The sequence below is a fragment of the Paenibacillus antri genome (genome assembly GCF_005765165.1).
In the GTDB taxonomy this organism is placed as follows: domain Bacteria; phylum Bacillota; class Bacilli; order Paenibacillales; family YIM-B00363; genus Paenibacillus_AE; species Paenibacillus_AE antri.
In genome coordinates this window covers 89,914-113,936 of sequence record NZ_VCIW01000016.1, presented here as the reverse complement: position 1 = coordinate 113,936, position 24,023 = coordinate 89,914, and the positions used below count along the sequence as shown (strand labels likewise).

The following is a 24,023-nucleotide window of genomic DNA, read 5'->3' as shown; positions in this document are numbered from 1 at the left end:
ACGGAGAGCTCGGTCCCGTTCCTTACGAACGGCGGCCGAGCTCTTCCCGCCTCCAGCGGGCGAGCTCCGCGTAGACGTCGATCATCTCCTCGAGCTTCATCCGCACGAGACCGCTCGACGACGGCCCGACGAACTCGCGCACCCCCGGCACCTGTTCCGAGGCTTCCGGCTGAAAGCCCCACCCCGACGTCTTCCGTCCGGAAAACTGCTCATACACGCCTTTGCCCACGAAACAAGCGGCCCTGGGGCGGTACAACTTCAATTTTGTAAGCAACTCCTTCCGCCCTGCCGCATATTCTTCTTTCGTAATCTCCTCCGCCGTCCGCGTAGGGCGCGGCACGATGTTCGTGAAGCCGTAGCCGAGCTCCAGCATCGCCTCCCCTTCGTGGGAGGCGTACCGTCTCGGCGTGAGGCCGGCGCCGTGGATCATTTTCCAAAATCGATTGCTCGGGTTGGCGTAATGATGGCCCGTTCGGCTCGAGCGGATGCTGGGATTGTAGCCGACGAACAAGACGTCGAGCCCCGGCGCGAGATGGTCCGGAATCGGTTGCAGTCGTCCTTCTTCGCGCATTTTGTCGGTCACCTTCCTGGGCGTTCGTGGATATACTTAGTGTAGAGTCGCTCGCGCGGCGACGCAAGCTCGCGGATCGCCGATCGGTTCGATGCGCAACAGCATAGCAGCGAATGAGGGTACAGGGAGAGATCGACGCACTCCGTCGCGCTAGGCGCGGGCGGGCGGAGACGCCGAAGGAGTAACCCCGGATCCGGGGGAATCTCTCAGGCAAAAGGACCTGTGCCGGACGCGACTCTGGAGAGCATTCGGCGGCGGCTGCGGGATCTCCTCGCGGCGCGAGCCGAATCACCCAAGGGGAAACTTGCGCGGTCCTGCCTAAGGCCGGCGAGGCAACTCTCAGGTACAAGGGACAGAGCTAAGGAATGTATTGAGATCGTATTCAATACGCGCTTTAGCCGTGTCCCTTTTCTATTTTCCCAATCGAAGCGGAGGTGTTGTCCGATATGGCGGAACCGTTGAAGCGCACGCCCCTCTATCCGCTCTATGCGCCGCTCGGCGCGAAGACGATCGATTTCGGCGGCTGGGAGCTGCCGGTGCAATTCGAAGGCATTCTGAAGGAGCATGAAGCGGTGCGGCAACGGGCGGGCTTATTCGACGTCTCGCACATGGGCGAATTGTCGGTGTCGGGTTCCGGCGCGCCTAAGTTCCTGCAGCGGCTCGTCACGAACGACGTCGCGAAGCTTCCCGTAAGCGCAGCGATGTATACGCCGATGTGTTACCCGAACGGCGGCACGGTCGACGACCTGCTCGTCTATCGGCTCGGCGACGATCGCTTCCTGCTCGTCGTGAACGCGTCGAACGTCGAGACGGATTTGGCGTGGATGCGGCGGCACGCTTCAGGCGACGTCGAGATCCGAGACGTCTCCGCGGAGACGGCGCTGCTCGCGGTGCAAGGCCCCGCGGCCGTCGACGTCGTGCGCGACGCCTCTTGCGGAGACGACGGCGCCGTCGGGTTCGACCCGGCCGCGCTGCGTCCGTTCCGCTTCGCGGAGGGCGTGCGCGTCGGCGGCGTCCCGGCGCTCGTCTCGCGCACCGGATACACCGGCGAGGACGGCTTCGAGCTGTACGTCGACGCCTCGCGCGCGCCGGACGTCTGGCGCGCGCTGCTCAGCGCCGGCGCCCCTTACGGACTTGCGCCGGTCGGTCTCGGGGCGCGCGATACGCTGCGCTTCGAGGCGCGGCTGCCGCTGTACGGCCAGGAGCTGTCGCCCTCGATCACGCCGCTCGAAGCCGGACTCGGCGCATTCGTGAAGCTGGAGAAGGGCGACTTCATCGGCCGGGAGGCGCTCGCCGCGCAGAAGGCGTCGGGCCCGACTCGGCGCTTGGCAGGGCTCGAGATGATCGATCGCGGCATTCCGCGGACGCATTACGCGGTGTTCGCCGCGGACGGCGCGCGGGTCGGCGAGGTGACGACCGGCACGCAGTCGCCTACGCTGCGTCGCAACCTGGGTCTCGCGCTCGTGGACGCTGCGTACGCCGCGGAGGGAACGGAGCTGTACGTCGACGTGAGGGGGAAGCGGTTGAAGGCGAAAGTCGTCCCGACGCCGTTTTATCGGCGGGCGGATCGCGCACGTAAGCCAGGATAGAGAGGAGCTCGATGCAGATGCGGAATCATCGATATTTGCCGGCGACGGCGAACGACGAACGGGCGATGCTCGAAGCGATCGGGGTCGACTCGATCGAAGCGCTGTTCGCGGACATCCCGGCGTCGGTCCGCTTTCGGGGACGGCTCGACGTCTCGGAGGCGCTGGGCGAAGGGGCGCTGCTGCGGCATATGAAATCGCTCGCCGCGCGCAACGCGGATTTGGAAACTTACGTCAGCTTTCTCGGCGCCGGCGTGTACGACCACCACCTCCCCGTCGTCATCGACCACATCGTATCGAGGTCGGAGTTTTATACGGCCTATACGCCGTATCAGCCGGAGATTTCCCAGGGCGAGCTGCAGGCCATCTTCGAATTCCAGTCGTACATCTGCGAGCTGACCGGCCTCCCCGTCGCCAACGCGAGCATGTACGACGGCGCGACCGCCTTCGCCGAGGCGGGGGCGCTCGCGGCGGGCGCCGCGAAGCGGAAGCGCCTCGTCGTGTCCGCGGCGGTCCATCCCGAGGCGAGGCAGGTGCTGGCGACGACGGCGCGCGGCCTCGGGCTCGAGCTTACGACCGTCCCCGTCGACGCGAACGGCGTGACGGACGCGGCCGCCTTGGCCGCGGCGCTGCGGGCCGACGGCGGCGGCGAACCCGCCGCCGCGATGATCCAGTCCCCCAACTTCTATGGGGGCATCGAGGACGCGGCGGCGTTCGCCGCCGCCGCGCACGGCGCGGGCGCGCTGCTCGTCGTAAGCGCCAATCCGCTGTCGCTCGGCGCGTTGCAGCCGCCGGGCAAGCTCGGCGCGGACATCGTCGTCGGCGACGCGCAGCCGCTCGGCATCGCGCCGTCGCTCGGCGGACCGACGTGCGGCTTCTTCGCCGTCTCCGACGCGCTGATGCGCCGCATTCCAGGCCGCATCGTCGGGCGGACGGTCGACAAAGACGGCAAGCGCGGCTTCGTGCTGACGCTGCAGGCGCGCGAGCAGCATATCCGGCGCGAGAAGGCGACGTCGAACATTTGCTCCAACCAAGCGCTGCTCGCGCTGTGCGCTTCCGTGTATTTGTCGGTCATGGGAAAGCAAGGCATGCGCGACGTGGCCGAGCTCAACGTCCGGAAGGCGCATTATGCGGCCTCGCGGCTGGCATCCGTCCCCGGGGTGACGCTCCCCTTCTCCGCCCCGTTCTTCAACGAGTTCGTCATTCGACTGCCGGACGGCGGGCCGACCGTGCGCGAAGCGAACGAACGGCTGCTAGCGGAAGGCTTCCTCGGCGGGTACGATCTCGGCCGCGACGATCCTGCGCTCGGCGGCTGCATGCTCGTCGCCGTGACGGAACAGCGAACGAAAGAAGAGATCGACGCATTCGCGTCGGCATTGGAGGCGATCTTGGGATGACAGACATGCCGCTCATTTTCGAACGGAGCGCGCCGGGACGCGTCGCCTACTCGCTCCCCGCCTGCGACGTGCCGGAGACGCCGCTCGACGAGTGGATTCCGGCCTCCCTGCTTCGGCCCGAGCCTCCTGCGCTGCCGGAGGTATACGAGGTCGACGTCATCCGTCATTATACGGCGTTGTCGCGGCGGAACTTCGGCGTCGACAACGGCTTCTATCCCTTAGGCTCCTGCACGATGAAATACAATCCGAAGCTGAACGAAGACGTCGCGCGGTACCCCGGCTTCGCCCGCATCCATCCGTACCAGCCGGAATCGTCGATGCAAGGCGCGCTCGAGCTTCTATACGCGCTGCAGCGAGACCTCGCGGCGGTGACCGGCATGGACCGGGTGACGCTGCAGCCGGCGGCCGGCGCGCACGGGGAGTTCACCGGCCTCATGCTTATCCGGGCGTACCACGAAAGCCGCGGCGAGACGCGCACGAAGGTGATCGTGCCGGACTCGTCCCACGGCACGAACCCGGCCAGCGCGACGGCGGCCGGCTACGAGACGGTGACGATCCCGTCGAACGACCGGGGCCTCGTCGATCTCGACGCGCTGCGAGCGGCGGTCGGCGACGACACGGCGGCGCTCATGCTGACGAACCCGAATACGCTCGGCCTGTTCGAAGAGCATATCGAAGAGATCGCATCGATCGTGCACGACGCCGGGGGGTTGTTGTATTACGACGGCGCGAATTCGAACGCCATCCTCGGCATCGCGCGTCCCGGCGACATGGGGTTCGACGTCGTGCACTTGAATCTGCACAAAACGATGAGCACGCCGCACGGGGGCGGCGGTCCCGGCGCGGGCCCGGTCGGGGTGAAGGCGCATCTCGCGCCGTTCCTCCCGATCCCGACGGTCGAGCGTCGCGAGGACGGAACGTATGGTTTCGATTACGACCGCCCGGCCTCGATCGGCCGCGTGAAGGGGTATTACGGCAACTTCGGCATCCTGGTCCGCGCGTACGCTTATATTCGCACGTACGGTCCGGACGGCCTGCGCCGCGTCTCCGAGCTCGCCGTGTTGAACGCGAACTACTTGTTCCGCCGTCTGGCGTCCGCGTTCGACGTGCCGTTCGACCGAATCTGCAAGCACGAATTCGTGTTATCGGCGAAGTCGCTGAAGACGTCGACCGGCGTGCGGACGTTGGACGTCGCGAAGCGACTGCTCGACTTCGGATACCATCCGCCGACGATCTACTTCCCGATCAATATCGAGGAGTGCCTCATGATCGAGCCGACGGAAACCGAAAGCAAAGAGACGCTCGACGCGTTCGCCGATACGCTGCTTCGGATCGTCGAGGAAGCGAAGTCGGACCCGGAGCTCGTCAAGAACGCGCCGTATACGACGGACGTCAGGCGGTTGGACGAAGCGACCGCGGCGCGGCGGCCGGTCCTCAACTGCGCCTGCGGCGTCCCGTAACGAAGGAGGGGCCGCCCTCGCGGACGTTGTCGACGTCTGCGGGGGCGGCCCCGATTAGGAATCGTGCGGCGGTTTGTTGTACCCTTTATCTCCGTACGGCTGCAACCGTTCGAGCCATTCGAACTCCATCCGTTCCAGCTCTTTCTTCAAATTGTACATGCCGTCCTCCGGCGGTGTAAACAGCTCCAACACTTCATAGCGGAACGCGTCCTCGCCGTACTCGTTCCAATCGTTCTGCAACGGCTTGATCCAATTGGATCCCATCTTCAGCTGGAACAGGAGCCGATTTTTCATCGCGTTCACGTCCGGCGCCGTTCCGACGAAAGATTTGCCGCTCTCGACGTGCACGAGCCGAAACACGCCGGCAGGCCGTTCCGAGAGCACGTATTCCGCGGCCAACGCCTTCTTCCTTTCCTTATCCATGCATCGCTTCTCCCTTCGCCCAGTATTCGCTGCCGTCGTCCTTGCGATCCATGAAGCCGTACTCGATCATGTATCGGCGCAGCGTCACATAATCCGAGAACGCGTCTTTCAGCACCGCGTTCACTTCCTTCTCCGAGTACACCCGATTGCGTTCGAATCGCGTCATCAGGTGGCGCAGCACGGCGATCTTCCGCTTCTCCTTGGACGGGAACTCCTTGAGCGGTCCTTCGAGGCCGTACGGGAAGTACGTCTTCAACACCTTGGCGTTCTCTTCCGCGGTCATGGCGTACCGTTCGTCGATCGTCGTCGCGGTCCGGTGAATCGGGACGAACTCCTCTTGCTCGCTGTCGCCCGCGTCCGCATTCGCCTTCGGCCGCTCGTCGAGCAGCGCCATCAACGCGAGGAACACCTTGGCCTGCTTCTCTTTCTCCCGAAGATGAAACCGGTGATACCGCACCGTCGCCGGCTTGCTTCCCAGCGTCTTGGCCGTGTCCGCGTCGCTGCGCCCTTCGTAGAACAGCTGAAGCACTTCCCGCTGCACGTCCGTCAGTCCGGTCCACTTCTTGTCGAGCGACAGTAAATACTCGAACATCGACTTATGCGCCGCCGCGATGTGCCGCTTCATGTACGCTTCCGCGTCGTACCAGTGTTCGCCGATCGGGAACACCCGCCCGAATTCGGCGAACTCGCCGCAGACGAGGCAGCGGTGACCGCCTTGTTCCGGATACGTGCCGTACCCGCGCTTCAGCTCTTCGGGGCTTGCGTTCCAAAACTGCCGTTCCAAATCCACCTTTTACACTCTCCCTACGTGGTTTATATCTGTTTGCCACCACACAAACAATATACACCGATGTTTGATGTAGGTCAAGATTTCACCAACATATATTTATTTTGTTTGTGAATAGAAAAACAGCCGGAGCGCGTTGCGCGCCCCGGCCGCCGGTCATTCCGTTCCTTCTCCTTCGTTGGCGAACGCGGCATCCAACGCCGCTTGCCCTTCCGTCTCCATGAAAGCGAGCGCCTCGTCGATCGTCGTTTCTTCCTTCGTCAACGCCGTCCAATGCTTCTCCATCATCGGGTAGAACGCCGCGTCGAACCCGGAAGGAATCCGTTCGATCCCCGGAATCGACTGCCGCTCCGAGCTCGGCGACAGCGCATAAAACGCTTCGAGGCGTTTGCCCTCTTCGTTCCGGATATATTCCGTCCGGATCGGCAGTCCGCTCACGACCGGAAACCGGGACGTCGCTTTCGTAAACTCGTCGGAATGGATGAACTTGACGAACGCCCATGCCGCGTCCACGTTCGTCGAGCGGGCATGAATCGCGAAGATGTCGTTGAATTGGAACGACGACGTCTCGTTCGGCGCATCCGCCTTGATCGGTTCCGTCACGACGTCCCAATCGAGCTCGGCGGCCTCCTCCAGCCGATTCATGCCTTCGGCCAACTCTTGCAAATAATACGAATAACTAAGCTTCATCGCGAGCCGTCCGGTCAAAAACAAATCCATGCGCAGGTGATCCTCGTACGTTTGGCCCATTTGCGGGTTGAACGGGTCCGGCGCGTACATCGCTTTCGAGGAGGATAATCGCAGGGCCGTCTCCGCGACGCGTCGCCATGCATCGGTGTCGAGCGTGACCTTCTTCGCGTTCACGTCGAGAAACTGCAGTCCCTGCTCCCTGCCCAGCTGCAGAAAACCGCCGACGCCGGCGCCGCCGAACGCGTCTAAGCCGTACACCCTCTCGTCCGCTTCGCCGTCGGTCGGGAACAGCTCGGCTTTCGCGATCAACTCGTCCCACGTCATGCCGTCGGTCGGCGGAGCGATGCCGTAGGCTTCGAACATCGACTTGTTATAGAAGATCGCTTTGCTGGAGAAGCTCGGCGCGAGACCGTACAGCTTCCCGTTCCCAAGAGTCCGAAGCTTGTCCAACGCCGTCGGCAGCATCCCCTCGACCCAGCCTTCGTCTTGAGCGACCAACGTCTCGAGCTCGTACAACAGACCGTCTTGGAACAGCGGATCGAAGAAATATTCGTTAATGAGCAGGACATCCGGCTGCTCCTCTTCGATCAGCTTTCGCAGCGCGTCGATCGGGTTCGTATCGGGACTGTACATGCCTTGCGTCGAGACGACCTCGAGCTCGATATTCGGGTGCTGCATCATGAACAAGTTCCCGAACTGTTGATAGAACGCCCGCTCGTCCCAATACATCACTTTAATCGTCGCGCTCTCTTCTTCTTCCGGCTCGTCCGCCGCGCCCCCGAACGAACATGCGGCCAGCGCCGCCCCTAACGTCAGGATGAGCGCGAGCGCCGTCCCGATTCTCCGACTGCAACTTCGATGAGACAATTCGATTCCCCTCCGTAGACCTCCTATATTTTCCAAAAATATAGACGTACGGAAAGCGAAAAAGGTTCACACCAATAAATGAAATAAATCCGGGTGATCCTTCAGCGTAAGAAACGAAATCCCCTTCTCCCTCATCCGGGACACGAGCGGCTCGTAATCGCTCGGCGACTTCAGCTCGATGCCGACGAGCGCCGGGCCGCTCTCCTTGCTGCTCTTCTTCGTATATTCGAAGCGAGCGATATCGTCGTCCGGCCCGAGGACGCCGTCCAGAAATTCTCGCAAAGCCCCGGCGCGCTGCGGGAAGTTAATGACGAAGTAATGCTTCAACCCTTCGTACAGCAGCGACCGCTCTTTGATCTCTTGCATCCGGTCGATGTCGTTATTTCCGCCGCTGATGACGCAGACGACCGTCTTGCCCTTCAGCGCATCGCGGTACGCGTCCAACGCCGCGACCGGCAGCGCGCCCGCGGGCTCGACGACGATCGCATTCTCGTTGTACAGCTCCAGCATCGTCGTGCACACTTTGCCCTCGGGCACGACGATCATGTCGTCGAGCAGCTCGCGGCAAATCGCGTACGTCAGCTCGCCCGCCCGCTTCACCGCGGCGCCGTCGACGAACCGGTCGATGTCCTCGAGCGAGACGATCTCGCCGCGGTCGAACGCGGTTCGCATCGTCGGCGCGCCCGTCGCCTCGACGCCGATGAGGCGCGTCTCGGGGCTCAGCTTCTTCACGTACGACGCGACGCCGGCCGCGAGACCGCCGCCGCCGACGCCGACGAACACGTAATCGATCGACTCCTGCGAGGCGCCGACGATCTCCGCGCCTACCGTGCCTTGTCCCGCGATGATCGCCGGATGGTCGAACGGATGCACGAACGTCATGCCGCGTTCCTCGCCGTAGCGTACCGCTTCGGCCAAGGCGTCGTCGAACGTATCGCCGACGAGCCGGATCGCGACCTGATTCCCGCCGAATCGCTCGACCTGCGACACCTTCTGCTTCGGCGTCGTCGCCGGCATGAAGATCGCGCCGGGAATGCCGAGCGCGCTGCACGAATAGGCGACGCCCTGCGCATGGTTGCCCGCGCTGGCGCAGACGACGCCGCGGCGCGCGACGTCCTCCGGCAAGCTTCGAATAAAGTTATAGGCTCCGCGAATTTTGAAGGAGCGCACGATCTGCAAATCCTCGCGTTTCAAATAGACGTTGCAGCCGTACCGCTGCGACAGCACCGCGTTGCGCTGCAACGGGGTTTCTACAATTTGTTCCTTCACCCGAGAATGGGCGATGAGGATGTCTTCGATTCGGATCAGGGGAGCGTCCACTGCGGCATTACACCTTCTGTCTATAAATTATGCGGAGACTCGGCTCGCCGGCCGAGCCGCTGTGAAACCATAATTTCATACGCTTTCCGAATTTTCAAGCTGTCGACCTTCGAATCGGCGCTGGACGAGTTGTCGGAAGATCCCGTAATCCTCGTGTACCTGCGCGGCGTAATTCATCGCCCACAGCGACAGCGTATCCGCGAACTTATCGGGATCCGGCCCCATCGCCTCGGCGATTTCCGCCTCCGCATGGTAATCGAGGATGCCCTCGCGATCCCGCAGCTCGTTGTCGGCGCGGGAATGAATTTTCGCCGTAATGCGCCCCATCAGCTTCAGCGTCGTCAATAAATCGTCGTGCGTACGAATCTTTTCGAGCTTCAGCCGCTTCTTGAAAGGGGATCGCTCGCGGACGTAGAAGTGCCGATCGGCGATCGTAAACCAACCCAAGAACGGATCGGCCGCGTGCTGCATCGCACGTTGCGTGGCGGCGACGCGGCGTCCGTGATGCGCGTAGCGTTCCCAAAACGGCTCGCTGTACGGAAGGAAGTACGCCGGCACCGGCGCTCGAACCTCCTTCGCTTCAAGCACGATGTCGTCGGTTCCTTCCGGATCCCGATGGCCCTCGATAAGCACATAGTACCGGTCGAGGCCGATCGACGCCGTACCCGAGCCATGTTTGACCGCCACGTCCTTAATGGCATAAAACATCTCATCCGCAACTCGCGCCGATTCATTCAATGTCATTAAATACTCACGCCATGAAGTTTTCAGCTCATCCCGCTCCTCCGCCTCGGCGGGCACGAGCTCCGCGGTGCGGCTGAACTTCCGCAGCGCCGACGTCCGTTCCGTCACCTCTTCGAGGAACGCGCCGGCCGAACGGCTCTCCTGCTTCTTCAGCAGCTTACGAATCGGGCCAGACGTATGCTCCGCGGTGAACTGCATCGATTGCATATCGTCCTTACGCGCCGCGAATCGGCGGATCTGCTTGTTATAAGACTTCAGATACGTATGGATCGCCTCGTCCGTCTGCTCCTCGTCGAACTGGAGCGTCTCGCAGACAAGCTTAATGCTGACGCTCATTCGAAGCAGATCGTACAGGTAGGAGCCTAGATATCCTTCGTCGAAATCATTAATGTCGTAAACGATCTCCCCGCTGCCGCTCCGGAACGCGCCGAAATTTTCGAAATGCAAGTCTCCCTGTATCCAAGTCGGCTTATCCGTCGGCGTATGGTACGGGAACGGCACGTGCGCCACGTCGAAATAAAACAAATACGCGCTGCCGCGGAAGAAGCGGAAGGCGCTCTCCGCCATCTTCTTGTATTTCGCGGCGCGGGCTTCCGTCGACAGCTCCATCAGCCCTTCGTCGAAGTCGTCCAAAATCGCCTCGACGATTTGGGCGCGGATCGTGCTGCGCATCTTGCGAATGCGTTCGGGGTTATATCGGTTCATCGCGCTTCCGCCTCTTCCCGTCGGTTTATGGTGTCATCATACATGGAAAAGGTTCCCTCGACAACCGTCTCACGTCGCGGACGTCAATTCCCCCAGCGTCTCGCCGATCGATCCGCGGAAGATCGCTCCGGCCCGGGTGTCGTACCCCGTCTCGTCGCGGTTGATCAGCACGAGACGCGCCCCGCGAAATTCGTCGACGAGCCCCGCGGCCGGATACACGGTCAACGACGTTCCGCCGACGATCAGCAGATCCGCCTCGCGAATCGCCTCGAGCGCCCTCGCCCACGTCGCTTGGTCGAGCGGCTCCTCGTACAGCACGACATTCGGCTTCACGACGCCGCCGCACGCCGAACACCGAGGCACGACGCCGCCGAGCGCCAGCATGTCCTCAAGATCGTAGAACGCGTCGCAATCCATACACCGATTCCGGCGAACGGACCCGTGCAGCTCGAACACCGTCCGGCTTCCCGCCGCTTGGTGAAGTCCGTCGATGTTTTGCGTGACGACCGCCTTCAGCTTTCCGGCCCGCTCGAGCGAAGCCAACGCTCGATGCGCCGCGTTCGGAACCGCCTCCTTATAAATCATTCGGCTCTTGTAAAACTCGAAGAACGACTCCGTCTGCTCCATGAAGTACGTATGCGACAGCATGACCTCCGGCGGCACGCCTTTCCCTTGCGCCGCGTTGTACAAGCCCGCCGCGGATCGGAAGTCGGGAATGCCGCTTTCGGTCGACGTTCCGGCGCCGCCGAAGAAGACGACGCGTTCGCTGTCCGCGATCCATCTTTTCACCTTTTCCAACTCGGTTCCGTTGTCCATCTTGCCGGAATGCCTCCTCTACAAAAAAAAAAGGAACGGGCTATTCAGCCCGCTCCGCCCTGCTATAACTGTACCATTAGTCCTCGATCGTGGAAAGGTCGCCAAGCGGCAAGCCCAGCTCCTTCGCTTTCAACACCCGGCGCATGATCTTGCCCGAGCGCGTCTTCGGCAGCTTGTCGATCACTTCGATCTCCCGCGGCGCCGCGTGCGCGGCGAGCCCCGTCTTGACGTGCTGCTTGAGCTCCTCGAGCAGCTCCGGCGTCTCGACGTAATCTTCCCGGAGGGAGACGAACGCCTTAATGATCGAGCCGCGCAGCGGATCCGGCTTGCCGATGACGCCCGCCTCGGCGACGGCCGGATGCTCGACGAGCTTGCTCTCGACCTCGAACGGTCCGACCCGCTCGCCGGACGTATTGATGACGTCGTCGACGCGTCCTTGGAACCAGAAGTATCCGTCCTCGTCCATATAGGCCGAATCGCCGGAGACGTACCAGCCCTTCAGCTTGAAGTACTCTTCGTACTTCGCCGGGTTGTTCCAAATGCGGCGCATCATCGACGGCCAACCGGCTTGCAGCGCCAGGTTGCCGAGCGTGTACGGCGGCACTTCGTTGCCTTCGTCGTCGATGATCGCCGCTTTCGTGCCCGGAATGGGTTTCCCCATCGAACCCGGACGAATGTCCATGGAAGGCACGTTCACGATCATATGCGCGCCCGTCTCCGTCATCCACCACGTATCGTGAATCCGCTGTTTGTACACCTTCATGCCCCAACGGATAACCTCCGGATTTAACGGCTCGCCGACGGACAAGACGTGACGAAGGCTGGTCAGATCGTAGCGCTCCGCGTCGTCGTCGCCCGCGGACATCAGCATCCGGAAGGCGGTCGGCGCGCTGTACCACACCGTAACCTTGTAATCTTGAATCGTCGAATACCAACGGTCGGCAGAATACCGTCCGCCTCGGATCAGGTTCGTCGCCCCGTTCAGCCACGGCGCGAAGATGCCGTACGACGTGCCGGTTACCCAACCCGGATCGGCCGTGCACCAATAGACGTCGTCTTCCCGCAGATCCAGCACCCAGTGACCGGTGATGTATTGCTGCAGCATCGCGCCGTGCACGTGCAGCACGCCCTTCGGCTTGCCCGTCGATCCGGACGTGTAGTGCAGGATCATCGGATGCTCGAGGTCGACCCATTCGATGTCCAGCTCTTCGGAAGCCGCGTCGATCAACGCCTTGTAGCTCGCTTCGCGGTCCTCGAGCTCGCCCTCGCCGTCGATCAGCACGATATGCTTCAGATGCGGCAGACGCTCCTTCGGAATGCGCGACTTCAGCGCGTTCGTCGTCACGATGACGGAAGCTTCCGCGTCGGAGAGGCGGTCTTCCACCGCGCCTTCCATGAACGCTTCGAACAGCGGCCCGACGATCGCGCCGATCTTCAGCGCGCCGATGACGCCCGCGTAAATTTCCGGCGTCCGCGGCATGAAGAAGAAGACGCGGTCGCCCTTCTGCACGCCGAGCGAGCGGAACGCGTTGCCGAACCGGTTCGAGAACTTGCGCATCTCCTCGAACGTGAACGTCTGCGCGCCGCCGTCGTCCGCGTAGATCAGCGCCGTCTTGTCCCGGCGATGCGTCGTCGTATGCTTATCGATCGCTTCGTACCCCATATTCACCTTTCCCGTGGTATGCCAGCTGAACTCGGCATGAATGTCTTCCCACCGGAAAGTAGCGTAAGTTTGTTCGTAAGAAGATAAGTTCGATGGCTTGCCTGTGCTCGGAATAATTTCGTGCGTATGCATCTCTTGCATGGCGTTGCACTCCTCTCGATCGCGACGGTTGGTAAAGTAAGCGTTTTATAAGCATTATATAAGCGTTTCCAAAGATGCGCCAGTCCATTTCTCGTCCAAAATTGAAAACGGCCGCCGGCGCAGCCCTCTACGTACCACCATACCACAGATCGCCGGGTCACAAAACGGTCACATTTTACTTTTTTTTAAGTTTTCTTTCATCTTCGTTTCAGCTTTCTCCCCTACTATCGAAATCGGAAATTTTCCACAACGCGCCAAGGAGGGTTTTCGCAAGATGAGGAAAACAAAGAGAAAATGGATGTTGACGGGCCTCCTGCTCGTCGGCTCGCTGCTGCCGGCCGGAACCGCCGGAGCGGCGGGCGAATTGACCGTCTACGCCGCCCAGCCGTTCATCGCGGTGACGCCCGGCGAATCGGTCACCCACAACGTCGAGCTGATCAACGAGACCGACGCCGTGCAGAAGGCGACGCTGTCCGTGATCGGCCTCCCGGACGGATGGACGTACGAATTGACGAGCGGCGGCAAGAACGCCCGCGAAATCGCGGTGAAGCCGGACGCCTCGTCGACGGCGACGCTCGACATCGACGTCCCGCTGCAGGTGGAACGCGGCGTCTATCGGTTCACGCTGTCGGCCGGCAACGGCAATACGCTCCCTCTCGCCATCGAAGTGACGGAGCAAGGCATCTACGAGACGGAGCTCACGACGGAGCAGCCGAACATCGAAGGGCATGCCGACGCGTCTTTCACCTATAGCGCTTCGCTGCGCAACCGCACCGCGGAAAATCAAATGTACGCCCTCCGCGCGGAGACGCCGGGCGCCGGCTGGGAAGTGTCGTTCACCGTCTCGGGCGAACGCGTCTCCTCCGTCGACGTCGAAGCGGGCGCGACCGAGACGGTGTCGGTGAAGGTGACGCCGCCGCAGCAGGTCGAGGCCGGCACGTATACGATTCCGATCGTCGCGGAGACGAGTTCGACGTCGGCTACGCTCGAGCTGCAAACCGCGATTATCGGACGGTACGACATCGAGCTCACGACGCCTTCGGGGCTGCTCAGCACGGACGTCACGGCGGGAGGCGACAAGAAGCTGGAGCTCCTCGTGAAAAACACCGGCTCCGTCGAGCTGACGGACGTCGATCTGTCCTCCAGCACGCCGATCGATTGGACGGTCGAATTCGAGCCGGCGAAGATCGACGCCATTCCGCCGGGAGAATCCCGGACCGTCGTCGCGACGCTGAACGCTTCCGACGCCGCGCTCGCGGGCGATTATGCGCTCAGCATTAAGGCTTCCGCTCCGGAAGCGTCTTCCGACGCGCAGTTCCGCGTCAGCGTCAAGACGTCCGTCGTATGGGGCTGGTTCGGCATTCTGATCATCGTCGTCGTCCTCGGGGGACTCGGCTATTTGTTCCGTACGTACGGGAGGCGATAAGCGATGACGGCGAAGGAACCGATCATCCGCCTATACCATGTCACGAAGCAATACGGCGATCAGAAAGCGGTCGACGACTTGAACCTGTCGATTTATCCGGGCGAAATTTTCGGACTGCTCGGCCCGAACGGCGCGGGCAAGTCGACGACGATCTTGATGCTGCTCGGCCTCTCGGAGCCGACGGACGGCAAGGTCAGCGTCTGCGGCCTCGATTCGGTACGCCAGTCGATCGAGGTGAAGCGCAAGGTCGGGTATCTTCCCGACGACGTCGGATTTTACGAAGACCGGACCGGTTTCGAAAATTTAATGTACACCGCTCGGCTGAATCGGCTGTCGGAGTTCGAAGCCCGCGCGCGGGCCGAGAAATGGCTGAGTCGCGTCGGCCTCTCGGATGCGCGCGACAAGCCGGTAGGCGCCTACTCTCGCGGGATGCGGCAGCGGCTCGGGCTCGCCGACGTGCTCATGAAGGAGCCCGAGGTCATGATCCTCGACGAGCCGACGCTCGGCCTCGACCCGGAGGGGATGAGGCAGCTGCTCGACCTCATTCGGGCGCTGTCGCGCGAACGGCAAATGACGGTGCTGCTCTCCTCTCACCATCTGCATCAAGTGCAGTCGATCTGCGATCGCGTCGGCCTGTTCGTCAAGGGCAAGCTCGTCGGCCTTGGAGGCATCTCCGAGCTGTCCCGAGAGTTGTTCGGCGAAGAGTCGATTCGCATCGAGTCGACGGTCGAACCGGCGGACGAAGCGATGTTGGAAGCCGTGCGCTCGATCGGCGGCGTCATCCGCGCCGAAGCGAGCGACGGCGGCTTCGTCATCGACGCGGAGCGGGACGTGGCGGCCGACGTGGCGCGCCTCGTCGTCGAGCGCGGCGCGAAGCTGCACGAGCTGAAGCGCAAGACGTTCGGCTTGGACGAAATTTATCACCGGTATTTCGAAGGGAGGGGGTCGGCATGAAGACGCCGCTCGCATCTTGGCCGGCCGCGCTGCGCGCGCGGCTCGCCGCCCCGGAACGGGACCGGACGTACCACCCGTTCTCCGCGATGGTGCGCAAGGAGCTGTCGGACCATATCCGCAGCTGGCGCACGAACATCCTGCTCCTGATCGTCGGACTGACCTGCATCGCCTCCATCTATGCGGTGCTGAACGGACTCGATCGCAACGCGGAGTTGGACGATACGGTGAAGCAGTTTCTGTTCTTGCGGCTGTTCACCGCGACCGACGGAACGATTCCGTCGTTCATTACGTTCGTCGGCTTCCTCGGCCCGCTGCTCGGCATCGGCATGGGGTTCGACGCGATCCAGAACGAGCGCGGCCGCGGCACGCTGAGCCGGACGCTGGCGCAGCCGGTGCCTCGCGACTATATTATCAACGCGAAGTTCGTCGCGGCGCTCGCCATCGTCGGCACGCTGTTCGTCGCGATGGGGTTCCTCGTCATGGCGCTCGGCATCCTGATGACCGGCATTCCGCCGACGCCGGAGCAATTCGCGCGGATGTTCCTGTTCCTGCTCGCGTCCGTCGTCTACGTCGCCTTCTGGCTCAACTTGTCGATTCTGTTCTCCGTCCGGATGCGCAGCGCCGCGACGTCGGCGTTGTCGGGGCTCGGGTTATGGATTTTCTTCGTTCTGTTCTACCCGATTCTCGTGAACGTCGTCGTCGGCGCGCTGTCGCCGCCCACCGAATACGAGGCCGCGACCTGGACGCAGTGGCTGCTGCGCGTCAGCCCGAACGCGCTGTTCCAAGAGGCGACCAGTACGCTGCTCGTGCCGGAGATGCGCACGATCAGCGGCTTCCTGACGATGGAGCAAGCGGTCGGCGCCATTCCGGCGCCGCTGCCGCTCGGCCAGAGCCTGCTTCTCGTCTGGCCTCAGATGACGGCGCTCGTCGCGGGCACCTTGATCTGCTTCGGCATCTCCTATCTCGGCTTCATGCGCCAAGAGATTCGCGCGCGTTGATCCGACATGCCAAAAAGGAGCTCTCCTCCTCCGATGGAGAGCTCCTTTCGCATGTTCAAGCGCAATTGGGGAGGGGTTCACTTTACGATCGCCGGCGCCCCCGAAGCAATCCACGAGCGCAGCTTCCCGCGCGCCGCTTCGGCGTCCGATTCGCCCAGCTCGTACAGCGAACCGAGCAGCGCCTTGTCCTTCTCCATCCGGCCGACCGGCAGCGCCTTCGACGGCTGAAGGACGAACGCGCGTCCCTCCGCCTCCAACCGCCGCACGAGCGCCATCGTATCATTGTAGACGCGCTCCCTGCGGATCATCGCCTCGACGAGCTTCGGATACTTCCGGTAAATCCACCCTGCCAGCCGACGACGCTTGAACGGCTTGATCCGATACGTCGCGTCCTTCGTCAGCACGACGACGACGCGATCGCAGCCGTCTTCGAGCGCCTTCCGCACCGGAATCGGATCGGCGACGCCCCCGTCGTACATCGGCTTGCCGGCGACGTCGACCGGCGGCGAAAAGAACGGCAGGCTGCTGGAGGCGCGCAGCACCGCCATGAAGCTTTGCTTGTCCCGCGCCCAGACGTCGTTCGCGAAATACGCCGGCTCCCCCGTCTCCGGGTCGGTCGTCCCGGCGACGAACGTCTCCCGAATCTTGAATAAAGTCTCGTAATCGAGCAGGTCGATTTCGTTCGGGATGCGATCGAAGATGAAATCCATGCCGAACATGCTTCCCTTACGAATCCAATTGCGAATGCTTAAGTATTCCGGGTGCCCGACGTAATCGATCGTGACGCGCCGGTTGCGGCCCCGCTGCCTCGATAAATACGAGACGGCGTTGCACGCCCCGGCCGAGACGCCGATCACGTAAGGAAAATACAAATCGTCTTCCATGAATCGTTCCAGGACGCCGCCGGTATACACCCCCCGCATGCCCCCGCCTTCCAGCACCAGTCCCAGTTTCTCCTCCATCCTTGTCCAACCGCCCCTCGATCCTTCTCTGCACTTACACTTCTAACGTTTCTCCCGGCTTCATGGCGTGTCCGATCAAACCTCGCTCCTCGAGACGTCGAACGAACGCCGCGCCGTCCTGTCGAATCGGAGGGAACGTATCGTAATGCATCGGGATGACGTGCTTCGCGCCGATCCACGTCGCCGCATCCAACGCGTCGACGGGATCCATCGTGAAGTGGCCGCCGATCGGCAGCGCCGTCACGTCGATGCGATGCCGCTCCCCGATCAGCTTGAGGTCGGAAAACAGCGCCGTATCCCCGGTATGATACAGCGTCTTCCCGCCCATCGTCAGCAGGACGCCTACGGGTTGCCCCGCGTAATGCAGTCCGTCTTCGTCCTCGTAAGAAGAGCTGTGGAACGCCTGCGTCATCTTCACGCGAATCCCGTTCCACTCGTAGGTTCCGCCGGTGTTCATGCCGACGGTCTCGGCTCCCTTCCGCGCAAGGAGGGACGCCAGCTCCACGACCGCGACGATCGGGCAGCCGTTCGCCTTCGCGACGGCGACGGCGTCCGACGTATGGTCGCCATGGCCGTGCGTCAGCACGATGCCGTCGACGTTCAGCTCTTCCGGCTTGATCGGCGCCGTCGGGTTCCCCGTCAGGAACGGGTCGATCGCCACGCGCTTGCCGTCCGCTTCGACCAGGAAGCAGGCATGCCCTAAAAACGTAATCCGCAATTTCATCTCTCCTTCGCTTGTACCATAGAATGATTAGTACGGCTTACTCTAACGATAACATACTCGTCTCGAAATCGAAAAATCGCGAGTGTAATGCCGTTTCGATTCGCTTACAATGGGTATCAGAGCGAGGCAGGACGATCCCTAGCGAACGACGAGGGGCGAACGGACGGACATCCGGAAAAGAGGCGAAGTCGACAACATGTTCATGCAGACGGAACGAGCGAGAGTGATCGTGCATTACTACCGGTTCGATGAAAATTACGAGTTGTGGAACGTCTGGGCTTGGCCGGACGGCGAGGAGGGCTGCGGCTTCCCGTTCGAGGAGCGCGACGCGTTCGGGGCGAAGGCCGTCGTCGTCTTGGACGATATGGCCGGCGCCACCCGCATCGGCTTGCTGCTGCGCCGATCCGCCGGCGGCGACGACTGGGCCGAACGGGAAGTCGGACACGACCGATTCGTCGAGGAGCTGGACGAGAGCGGCGATGCGGAGGTATGGATCGTCGAAGGGGACGAACGATTATATACGGACGCCGAATTGGCATGGCGGCGCAGAAGGCCCCGCGTCGTCGAAGCGACGATGACGTCGCGGCGGACGATTCTCGCGACGATCAACCGGCGATCGAGCGGCGACCGGCGGCCCGAGCCGACGCTGACGACGGCGGACGGCGCGGTCGTCCCCATCGCCGAGACGGTCGCCGTCGGTCCGCGCGCGTACCGGATCGAGACGGCCGCGGCGCTGTCCGTCCTCGAGCGGTACGTCGTCCGCGACGGGGAACTGCCCGAGGCGAACGTCACGCTCCGCGGGATGTTCGACGATCCCGAATTCGAGCGTCACTATGCATACGACGGCGACGATCTCGGCGCGACGTACGCGCCGGACGAAACGACGTTCCGCCTTTGGGCGCCGACGGCCGAGATAGCGACGCTTGCGCTCTATCCGGGCGGTCCGGACGATGCGCCGGAGGAACGACCGATGACGCCTTCGCGTCAAGGGACGTGGATCTATCGTCTGCCGGGAGATCGGCATGGCCTATTTTATACATATAAGGTGTTGATCGACGGGGAATGGCGCGAAGCGGTCGACCCGTATGCCCGCTCCTTGTCGGCGAACGGCCGCCGCGGCGCGGTCGTCGATCCGGCGCGCGCGGCGCCGGACGGCTGGACGGCGCACGACCGCCCCCCGCTCGCCGCCGCGACCGATGCCGTTCTGTACGAGCTGCATGTTCGCGACGCGACGATGCACCCGGACAGCGGCGCCGCGCGGCCCGGTACGTTTCTGGGATTGGCGGAGGAGGGCACCCGAACGCAAGGCGGCCTGCCGACCGGGATCGACTACCTGTCGGAGCTCGGCGTCACCCATATTCAGCTGCTGCCGGTGAACGATTTCGTCTCGGTCGACGAGACGGATCGGGAGCGGCTTTACAACTGGGGGTACGACCCCGCATTCTGGTTCGCGCCGGAGGGCTCCTATGCGACGGACGCGCAGGATCCCGCCGTTCGCGTGCGGGAGCTGAAGACGCTCATTCAGGCGCTTCACGGCCGCGGACTCCGGGTGACGCTCGACGTCGTGTTCAACCACGCCTTCTCCGCCGGCCGCTCCGCCCTGGAGAAGTTGGTCCCGGGTTACTACTTCCGGGCTTATGCGGACGGGCGACCGGCGAACGGCACCGGCGTCGGCAACGACACCGCCTCCGAGCGCGCGATGATGCGCAAGCTGATCGTCGACGCGATTTCTTACTGGGCGCGGGAATATCGAGTCGACGGCTTCCGATTCGACCTGATGGGCATTCACGACGTCGAGACGATGCGCCTCGTCCGCGAACGGCTGGACGCCGTCGACGAGACGATCCTCTTGTACGGGGAAGGCTGGGTGCTCGACACGCCGCTTCCGGAGGAACGGAAAGCGGCGCTTCCGAACGCGCGTCTTCTCCCCCGCGTCGGCTTCTTCCACGACCGGTTCCGCGACGGCGTTCGGGGCGGGGTCTTCGATGCGGCGGAACGCGGCTTCGTCGGCGGCGAGGGCGCAAGGGCGCACGACGTCTGGACCGGCGTCGTCGGGGGCATCGACTACGGCCGAGGCATTTCCGGACATGCGGCCGAGCCCGAACAGACGATCAATTATGTCGAGGTGCACGACAATCATACGCTGTGGGATCGGCTCGCCCTCTCGAACGGCGACGGCGACGAAACGGCGCGCGCCGCCATGCAGCGTCTGGCCGCGGCGCTGCTGCTCGCATCGCAAGGCATTCCGCTGCTCCATGCCGGGCAGGAATGGCTCCGAACGAAACGCGGGGAGCATAACAGCTATCGCTCGCCCGACGAAGTCAATCGGCTCGACTGGAGCCGAGCGGCATCCAATCGCGAGCATATCGATTATGTAAGAGGACTGCTGGCGTTGCGCCGTTCGCATGCGGCGTTCCGGCTACCGACGGCGGAAGCGATCCGCTCCGCGCTGCGCATCGTCGACTCGCCGGCCGGCGTCATCGCCTATACGCTTCAGGGGCCGGCGAACGACCGGGGATTCCGCATCTACGCCGCGGCGTTCAACGCCTTAACGTCCCCTGTCTCCTTGCAGCTTCCGGAAGGCGGCCGGTGGCAGTCGCTGTGCGACGGCAGCCGAGCTTCCGACGTACCGTTCGCCGCAGCGGACCTTGCCGACGGCCTCCTTCGCATCCCGCCCCTATCCGCCGTCATCCTCTGTAAATCATGAAAAAGAAGCAATCGACGCGGCGGTTAACGGACGCGCGCCGATTGCTTCTTCCTTATTCCGTGATCTTCTTCGGGATCTGGTTCAAACTCGGAGGGAACGCCTTCGCCTTCGAAGGACGAAGCGTCGTATGCTCCTCCGCGAATTCGGCCATGTTATGCAGCTCGTTATAACTTCTGCTCGGTTGCTTCCGGTACGGATTTCTCTTCATCGCCCTGTTCGCTCCTCCCGTTATCGCCGTTGCTCGGCTAACTGCTGCTGCGCCAGCTTCACCAGCTCGCGCACCATGAGGCCGCCGATGGCGCCGCCGACTCTCCCGGCCGCCTCGGTATCCAGCCCCCCGTTATAGCCGCGCTCCAACGGAACGCCGATCGATTGCGCCACCTCGTACTTCGCGTCGTTCGGCCGGGACGGATCGACCGCATACCCTTCCCGCCGAAGCACCTCGGTTCGGAACGCCGACATTCCCGCGCGGGAATCCGGCACCAGCAGACGATTGCGGTTGTTTCTACGCGCCATCGGACACACCTCCATTCGTTTCGGGATTAGTATGACCCGAGGAGCCGCATATAAAAATCGAAGTTCGTGGGAAAATAATGCGAGTTACGGTGACTTTTTCGAAACGCCAGAAAGGATGACTCGCCATTACCGCTCCAAACCGTCGTCGCGCCGCTCTGCTCCTGCTCCTCGTCGCGTTCTTCGCGATCGGACTCGCCGTTCCTTCAGCCGAAGCGGGCATCGCCGGCGCGGAACCGAACGAAGACGAATTATCGCTCGTCATCGACAAATCCCGGCATACGCTAATCGTCTATGTGAACGAAACCCCGGTGAGGAGGTTCCCCGTCGCTACGGGCAAGGGTAACCTTACGCCGGAAGGCGATTTCGCCATCGCGAAAAAGATCAAGAACCCGTGGTATTTGAAGTCGAACATTCCGGGCGGAGACAAGCGGAATCCGTTCGGCACCCGCTGGCTCGGCCTCGCCGTCCCGAATACGGGCGGATATCGGTACGGCATCCACGGCACGAACCGTCCATGGTCGATCGGTCAGAGCGTCTCCTCCGGCTGCATCCGCATGCAAAACAAAGACGTGGAATGGCTGTACCGCCATATTACGGTCGGGACGAAGGTAACGATTCGAAAATAAGAAAGAGGCTCCGCCGCGGCGGAGCCCGAGAAGATGCTTAAATATGCGAGAACTTGCTGTATTTATCCTTATATAACGTCTCGAGGCCCTTGGATACGAAGTAAAAACCGACGATCAGCGTCACGTAGACGGCCAGCGGGAAAAACAAAATCCATTGATGCACGTATATTCCGTTCCGCGCCTGGCCGATGAGCCCCGCCCACTCGTTCGTCCGGGTGATGTATTCGACGGGGTCGAACGTCATGATCGTGCCTCCGACGAAGATGTTGAAGATCGCCAGCTGCCCGAACAACGTTAAGGTCAGGATGATCTCGTTGACGAACAACACGACGAAGCTTTCCTTCAGATGCGGGAAGAGATGGGAACGAATGATGGTCCAATGGTTCGCTCCTATCGACTTCGAAGCCAGCACGAATTGCCGTTCCTTGATCTCGACGGCTTTGTCCCGGACCGGCCCGATGACGGCAGGCAGTCCGATCGCGACGAAGATGAAGCCCAATACGATCGCCAAGTAGGCGGGGGACGCGGTCGGATTATACGAGATTCCGTAGACGATGAACCAAATGATCAAAAATACCGGGATGCCGTTCAGGACGTTCCAATAAGGAATCGGCTTCCGTTTGACCGAGGCCGAAACGTTACCGTAGTATCCTAGGAACATCCCGGCGATGCCGCCGATCAGCACGCGGGCCAGCGCGATGCCGATCGCCAGAAATACGGTGTATTTGGCGCCGTGAAGCAGCTTCGTCAAGATATCGTACCCGTTCCGATCGGTCCCGAACGGATATTCCTTGCTCGGCGCCACCGGCGGCGCGATCATGTCGCCCTCTCCCTTGTCGTTAATGAAGAAGTGAATTTCGACCTGATCCTGGAGCCCGTGCGGAGCGAACCTGGGGCCGAACGCCGCCGCCGCCAACATAACGGCGGTGACGATCAAACCGAACAACAGCGACTTGTTCATCGCGCGACCCCTCTCTCCCATCCGAAAATGTACAACCGCAGAAGTCCGTATAAAAGTCCGTACATGACGAGCAACGTAATCAAACCGTTCACGACGAGGTCGTACTGATAACCGTAGTAGCCTAGAAAACCGTCGGCGAACAGAAGCTTCGTGACGCCTCTTAAATTGTAGAAATATTCGACGATAAACAGGTTTCCGACCATGATGCCCATAAACTTATGCAGGTCCGCTTTAATGAATGGAAGCACGTTCGGAAGCGCATGGAAGAACGTAATATACGCCTTGCCGAGCCCTCTCGCTTTGGCGTTCCCGATATAGTCCTCCGTCAACGTTAAACGCGTTTGCAGCGCGACGTTTCGAATCATATATAACGTAGGAATGATGATCATGGAAACGAGCGGCAGCATGATGGCCGGAGGCTGGTCGGTCGAGAAGTTCGCGACCCGAAAAACGACGACGCCGGTTTCCTTCGCGATTTGAACGATGGTGAATTGAAGCAAAATAATAATGACGAAATCCGGCAAAACGCCTGTGATCTCGACGATTCGCTTCCACCACTCGCTGCGCGAATACGCGAACGCCAATCCGACGAGGATGCCGAGCGTCGTGCCGGCGAGCGCGCCTCCCGCAATGTAAAGGAAGGAAACGGAAAAGTAACCGCCGATTTCGCTCCAGAACGAGAACTCGTTTTTGCCCGTAAAAAATCGGAACGATTCGCCTGTCGCGAAGCCGGCCGCATACTCCCGAAGCTGATGCATTCCGTTCGACCAGACGATCCGCAGCGCGTCGACGCCGGTGCCGCCGCTCTCTTGCAGCATGACGGGCATCATCGCCAAGACGAGAATAAAGGCGAGGATTCCGGGAATCGCAATCGCGTTCTTGAAGACTTTCGGCATGGATCCGCTTCCTTCCTATCGCAAAATCTAGTGAATTGTAAGTAAATAGATGATTTATAGCATAAATACAAGTATAGCCGCTA

The 24,023-nt window shown here is 62.0% G+C and carries 22 protein-coding genes and 1 riboswitch; of the genes, 8 read left to right on the top strand and 14 right to left on the bottom strand.

Annotated elements, in window-relative coordinates; all coding sequences use genetic code 11:
* Window positions 1–22: 22 nt before the first annotated feature.
* Window positions 23–553, bottom strand: coding sequence for a mismatch-specific DNA-glycosylase (locus tag FE782_RS21460; protein ID WP_202914583.1), 531 nt, complete (start codon window positions 551–553; stop codon window positions 23–25).
* Window positions 554–684: 131 nt separating this feature from the next.
* Window positions 685–803, top strand: a riboswitch (glycine riboswitch).
* A gap of 214 nt (window positions 804–1,017) precedes the next feature.
* Here FE782_RS21460 and gcvT point away from each other — a divergent pair.
* From gcvT to gcvPB, 3 genes are read left to right on the top strand one after another with little or no spacing between them, the layout of a single operon-like run.
* Complete coding sequence (gene gcvT / locus FE782_RS21455; protein ID WP_138196388.1) at window positions 1,018–2,160, top strand: glycine cleavage system aminomethyltransferase GcvT; 1,143 nt, start codon at window positions 1,018–1,020, stop codon at window positions 2,158–2,160.
* Between the two features lie 17 nt (window positions 2,161–2,177).
* A complete protein-coding gene (gene gcvPA / locus FE782_RS21450) occupies window positions 2,178–3,554 on the top strand; it encodes an aminomethyl-transferring glycine dehydrogenase subunit GcvPA (RefSeq protein WP_138196387.1) in 1,377 nt (458 codons plus the stop codon).
* On the top strand, window positions 3,551–5,014 hold the full coding sequence (gcvPB, locus tag FE782_RS21445) for an aminomethyl-transferring glycine dehydrogenase subunit GcvPB (protein ID WP_138196386.1): 1,464 nt from the start codon (window positions 3,551–3,553) through the stop codon (window positions 5,012–5,014). The genes gcvPA and gcvPB overlap by 4 nt, the downstream gene beginning before the upstream one ends.
* A gap of 54 nt (window positions 5,015–5,068) precedes the next feature.
* Here gcvPB and FE782_RS21440 read toward each other — a convergent pair whose 3' ends face one another.
* The 7 genes from FE782_RS21440 to acsA all read right to left on the bottom strand — a co-directional run bounded on the left by FE782_RS21440 (window position 5,069) and on the right by acsA (window position 13,170).
* Window positions 5,069–5,437: a GIY-YIG nuclease family protein gene (locus FE782_RS21440; RefSeq protein ID WP_138196385.1), complete on the bottom strand. Its 369-nt coding sequence runs from the start codon at window positions 5,435–5,437 to the stop codon at window positions 5,069–5,071.
* Entirely contained in the window at window positions 5,430–6,227 is a 798-nt protein-coding gene (locus FE782_RS21435) for a DUF2087 domain-containing protein (protein WP_138196384.1), read from the bottom strand. The genes FE782_RS21440 and FE782_RS21435 overlap by 8 nt, the downstream gene beginning before the upstream one ends.
* Window positions 6,228–6,380: 153 nt before the next feature.
* Window positions 6,381–7,781 (bottom strand): ABC transporter substrate-binding protein, encoded by a 1,401-nt coding sequence (locus FE782_RS21430; protein ID WP_138196383.1) that lies wholly within the window; start codon window positions 7,779–7,781, stop codon window positions 6,381–6,383.
* A gap of 66 nt (window positions 7,782–7,847) precedes the next feature.
* Entirely contained in the window at window positions 7,848–9,101 is a 1,254-nt protein-coding gene (gene ilvA / locus FE782_RS21425; protein WP_138196382.1) for a threonine ammonia-lyase IlvA, read from the bottom strand.
* A gap of 75 nt (window positions 9,102–9,176) precedes the next feature.
* A complete protein-coding gene (locus FE782_RS21420; protein WP_138196381.1) occupies window positions 9,177–10,550 on the bottom strand; it encodes a DUF2252 domain-containing protein in 1,374 nt (457 codons plus the stop codon).
* Window positions 10,551–10,619: 69 nt separating this feature from the next.
* A complete protein-coding gene (locus FE782_RS21415) occupies window positions 10,620–11,366 on the bottom strand; it encodes an NAD-dependent protein deacylase (RefSeq protein ID WP_138196380.1) in 747 nt (248 codons plus the stop codon).
* Between the two features lie 76 nt (window positions 11,367–11,442).
* A complete protein-coding gene (acsA, locus tag FE782_RS21410; protein WP_138196379.1) occupies window positions 11,443–13,170 on the bottom strand; it encodes an acetate--CoA ligase in 1,728 nt (575 codons plus the stop codon).
* A 274-nt stretch (window positions 13,171–13,444) separates the two neighbouring features.
* Between acsA and FE782_RS21405 the strand changes: the two genes are divergently transcribed.
* From FE782_RS21405 to FE782_RS21395, 3 genes are read left to right on the top strand one after another with little or no spacing between them, the layout of a single operon-like run.
* Entirely contained in the window at window positions 13,445–14,596 is a 1,152-nt protein-coding gene (locus FE782_RS21405) for a COG1470 family protein (protein ID WP_138196378.1), read from the top strand.
* 3 nt (window positions 14,597–14,599) lie between these two features.
* Entirely contained in the window at window positions 14,600–15,550 is a 951-nt protein-coding gene (locus FE782_RS21400; protein ID WP_138196377.1) for an ABC transporter ATP-binding protein, read from the top strand.
* Window positions 15,547–16,548, top strand: coding sequence for an ABC transporter permease (locus tag FE782_RS21395; protein ID WP_138196376.1), 1,002 nt, complete (start codon window positions 15,547–15,549; stop codon window positions 16,546–16,548). The genes FE782_RS21400 and FE782_RS21395 overlap by 4 nt, the downstream gene beginning before the upstream one ends.
* A 77-nt stretch (window positions 16,549–16,625) precedes the next feature.
* Here the strand turns inward: FE782_RS21395 and FE782_RS21390 are convergent, their stop codons facing one another.
* Both FE782_RS21390 and FE782_RS21385 read right to left on the bottom strand, forming a co-directional pair.
* Window positions 16,626–17,510 (bottom strand): patatin-like phospholipase family protein, encoded by an 885-nt coding sequence (locus tag FE782_RS21390; RefSeq protein WP_138196375.1) that lies wholly within the window; start codon window positions 17,508–17,510, stop codon window positions 16,626–16,628.
* Window positions 17,511–17,544: 34 nt separating this feature from the next.
* Window positions 17,545–18,228 (bottom strand): metal-dependent hydrolase, encoded by a 684-nt coding sequence (locus FE782_RS21385; RefSeq protein WP_138196374.1) that lies wholly within the window; start codon window positions 18,226–18,228, stop codon window positions 17,545–17,547.
* Between the two features lie 202 nt (window positions 18,229–18,430).
* Here FE782_RS21385 and pulA point away from each other — a divergent pair, with 202 nt between their 5' ends.
* On the top strand, window positions 18,431–20,941 hold the full coding sequence (pulA, locus tag FE782_RS21380; RefSeq protein WP_138196373.1) for a type I pullulanase: 2,511 nt from the start codon (window positions 18,431–18,433) through the stop codon (window positions 20,939–20,941).
* 52 nt (window positions 20,942–20,993) lie between these two features.
* Here pulA and FE782_RS32390 read toward each other — a convergent pair whose 3' ends face one another.
* Both FE782_RS32390 and FE782_RS21375 read right to left on the bottom strand, forming a co-directional pair.
* The gene (locus FE782_RS32390; RefSeq protein ID WP_158299491.1) at window positions 20,994–21,149 is read right to left on the bottom strand and encodes a hypothetical protein; all 156 of its coding nucleotides are present in this window, start codon (window positions 21,147–21,149) and stop codon (window positions 20,994–20,996) included.
* A 20-nt stretch (window positions 21,150–21,169) separates the two neighbouring features.
* Window positions 21,170–21,457, bottom strand: coding sequence for an alpha/beta-type small acid-soluble spore protein (locus tag FE782_RS21375; protein WP_138196372.1), 288 nt, complete (start codon window positions 21,455–21,457; stop codon window positions 21,170–21,172).
* Window positions 21,458–21,582: 125 nt separating this feature from the next.
* Between FE782_RS21375 and FE782_RS32960 the strand changes: the two genes are divergently transcribed.
* Window positions 21,583–22,083, top strand: a complete 501-nt coding sequence (locus tag FE782_RS32960) for a L,D-transpeptidase (RefSeq protein ID WP_138196371.1) — start codon at window positions 21,583–21,585, stop codon at window positions 22,081–22,083.
* A gap of 37 nt (window positions 22,084–22,120) precedes the next feature.
* On the opposite strand, the gene FE782_RS21365 is transcribed toward FE782_RS32960, so the two are convergent.
* Window positions 22,121–23,044 carry an ABC transporter permease gene (locus FE782_RS21365; protein ID WP_158299490.1) on the bottom strand — a complete coding sequence of 308 codons (924 nt, stop codon included), beginning with the start codon at window positions 23,042–23,044 and terminating at the stop codon, window positions 22,121–22,123.
* Window positions 23,041–23,940 (bottom strand): ABC transporter permease subunit, encoded by a 900-nt coding sequence (locus FE782_RS21360; RefSeq protein ID WP_138196369.1) that lies wholly within the window; start codon window positions 23,938–23,940, stop codon window positions 23,041–23,043. Before FE782_RS21360 ends, FE782_RS21365 begins: the two co-directional genes overlap by 4 nt.
* Window positions 23,941–24,023: the final 83 nt, after the last annotated feature.

What these genes read in the sequence shown, in the direction of transcription:
- FE782_RS21440 (WP_138196385.1), bottom strand. Translation starts at nt 5,437, where the DNA reads ATGGATAAGGAAAGGAAGAAGGCGTTGGCCGCGGAATACGTGCTCTCG.
- FE782_RS21415 (WP_138196380.1), bottom strand. Translation starts at nt 11,366, where the DNA reads ATGGACAACGGAACCGAGTTGGAAAAGGTGAAAAGATGGATCGCGGAC.
- FE782_RS21375 (WP_138196372.1), bottom strand. Translation starts at nt 21,457, where the DNA reads ATGGCGCGTAGAAACAACCGCAATCGTCTGCTGGTGCCGGATTCCCGC.
- gcvPB (WP_138196386.1), top strand. Translation starts at nt 3,551, where the DNA reads ATGACAGACATGCCGCTCATTTTCGAACGGAGCGCGCCGGGACGCGTC.
- gcvT (WP_138196388.1), top strand. Translation starts at nt 1,018, where the DNA reads ATGGCGGAACCGTTGAAGCGCACGCCCCTCTATCCGCTCTATGCGCCG.
- FE782_RS21395 (WP_138196376.1), top strand. Translation starts at nt 15,547, where the DNA reads ATGAAGACGCCGCTCGCATCTTGGCCGGCCGCGCTGCGCGCGCGGCTC.
- FE782_RS21365 (WP_158299490.1), bottom strand. Translation starts at nt 23,044, where the DNA reads ATGAACAAGTCGCTGTTGTTCGGTTTGATCGTCACCGCCGTTATGTTG.
- FE782_RS21400 (WP_138196377.1), top strand. Translation starts at nt 14,600, where the DNA reads ATGACGGCGAAGGAACCGATCATCCGCCTATACCATGTCACGAAGCAA.
- FE782_RS32390 (WP_158299491.1), bottom strand. Translation starts at nt 21,149, where the DNA reads ATGAAGAGAAATCCGTACCGGAAGCAACCGAGCAGAAGTTATAACGAG.
- FE782_RS21420 (WP_138196381.1), bottom strand. Translation starts at nt 10,550, where the DNA reads ATGAACCGATATAACCCCGAACGCATTCGCAAGATGCGCAGCACGATC.
- acsA (WP_138196379.1), bottom strand. Translation starts at nt 13,170, where the DNA reads ATGCAAGAGATGCATACGCACGAAATTATTCCGAGCACAGGCAAGCCA.
- FE782_RS21405 (WP_138196378.1), top strand. Translation starts at nt 13,445, where the DNA reads ATGAGGAAAACAAAGAGAAAATGGATGTTGACGGGCCTCCTGCTCGTC.
- FE782_RS21390 (WP_138196375.1), bottom strand. Translation starts at nt 17,510, where the DNA reads ATGGAGGAGAAACTGGGACTGGTGCTGGAAGGCGGGGGCATGCGGGGG.
- pulA (WP_138196373.1), top strand. Translation starts at nt 18,431, where the DNA reads ATGTTCATGCAGACGGAACGAGCGAGAGTGATCGTGCATTACTACCGG.
- FE782_RS21360 (WP_138196369.1), bottom strand. Translation starts at nt 23,940, where the DNA reads ATGCCGAAAGTCTTCAAGAACGCGATTGCGATTCCCGGAATCCTCGCC.
- gcvPA (WP_138196387.1), top strand. Translation starts at nt 2,178, where the DNA reads ATGCGGAATCATCGATATTTGCCGGCGACGGCGAACGACGAACGGGCG.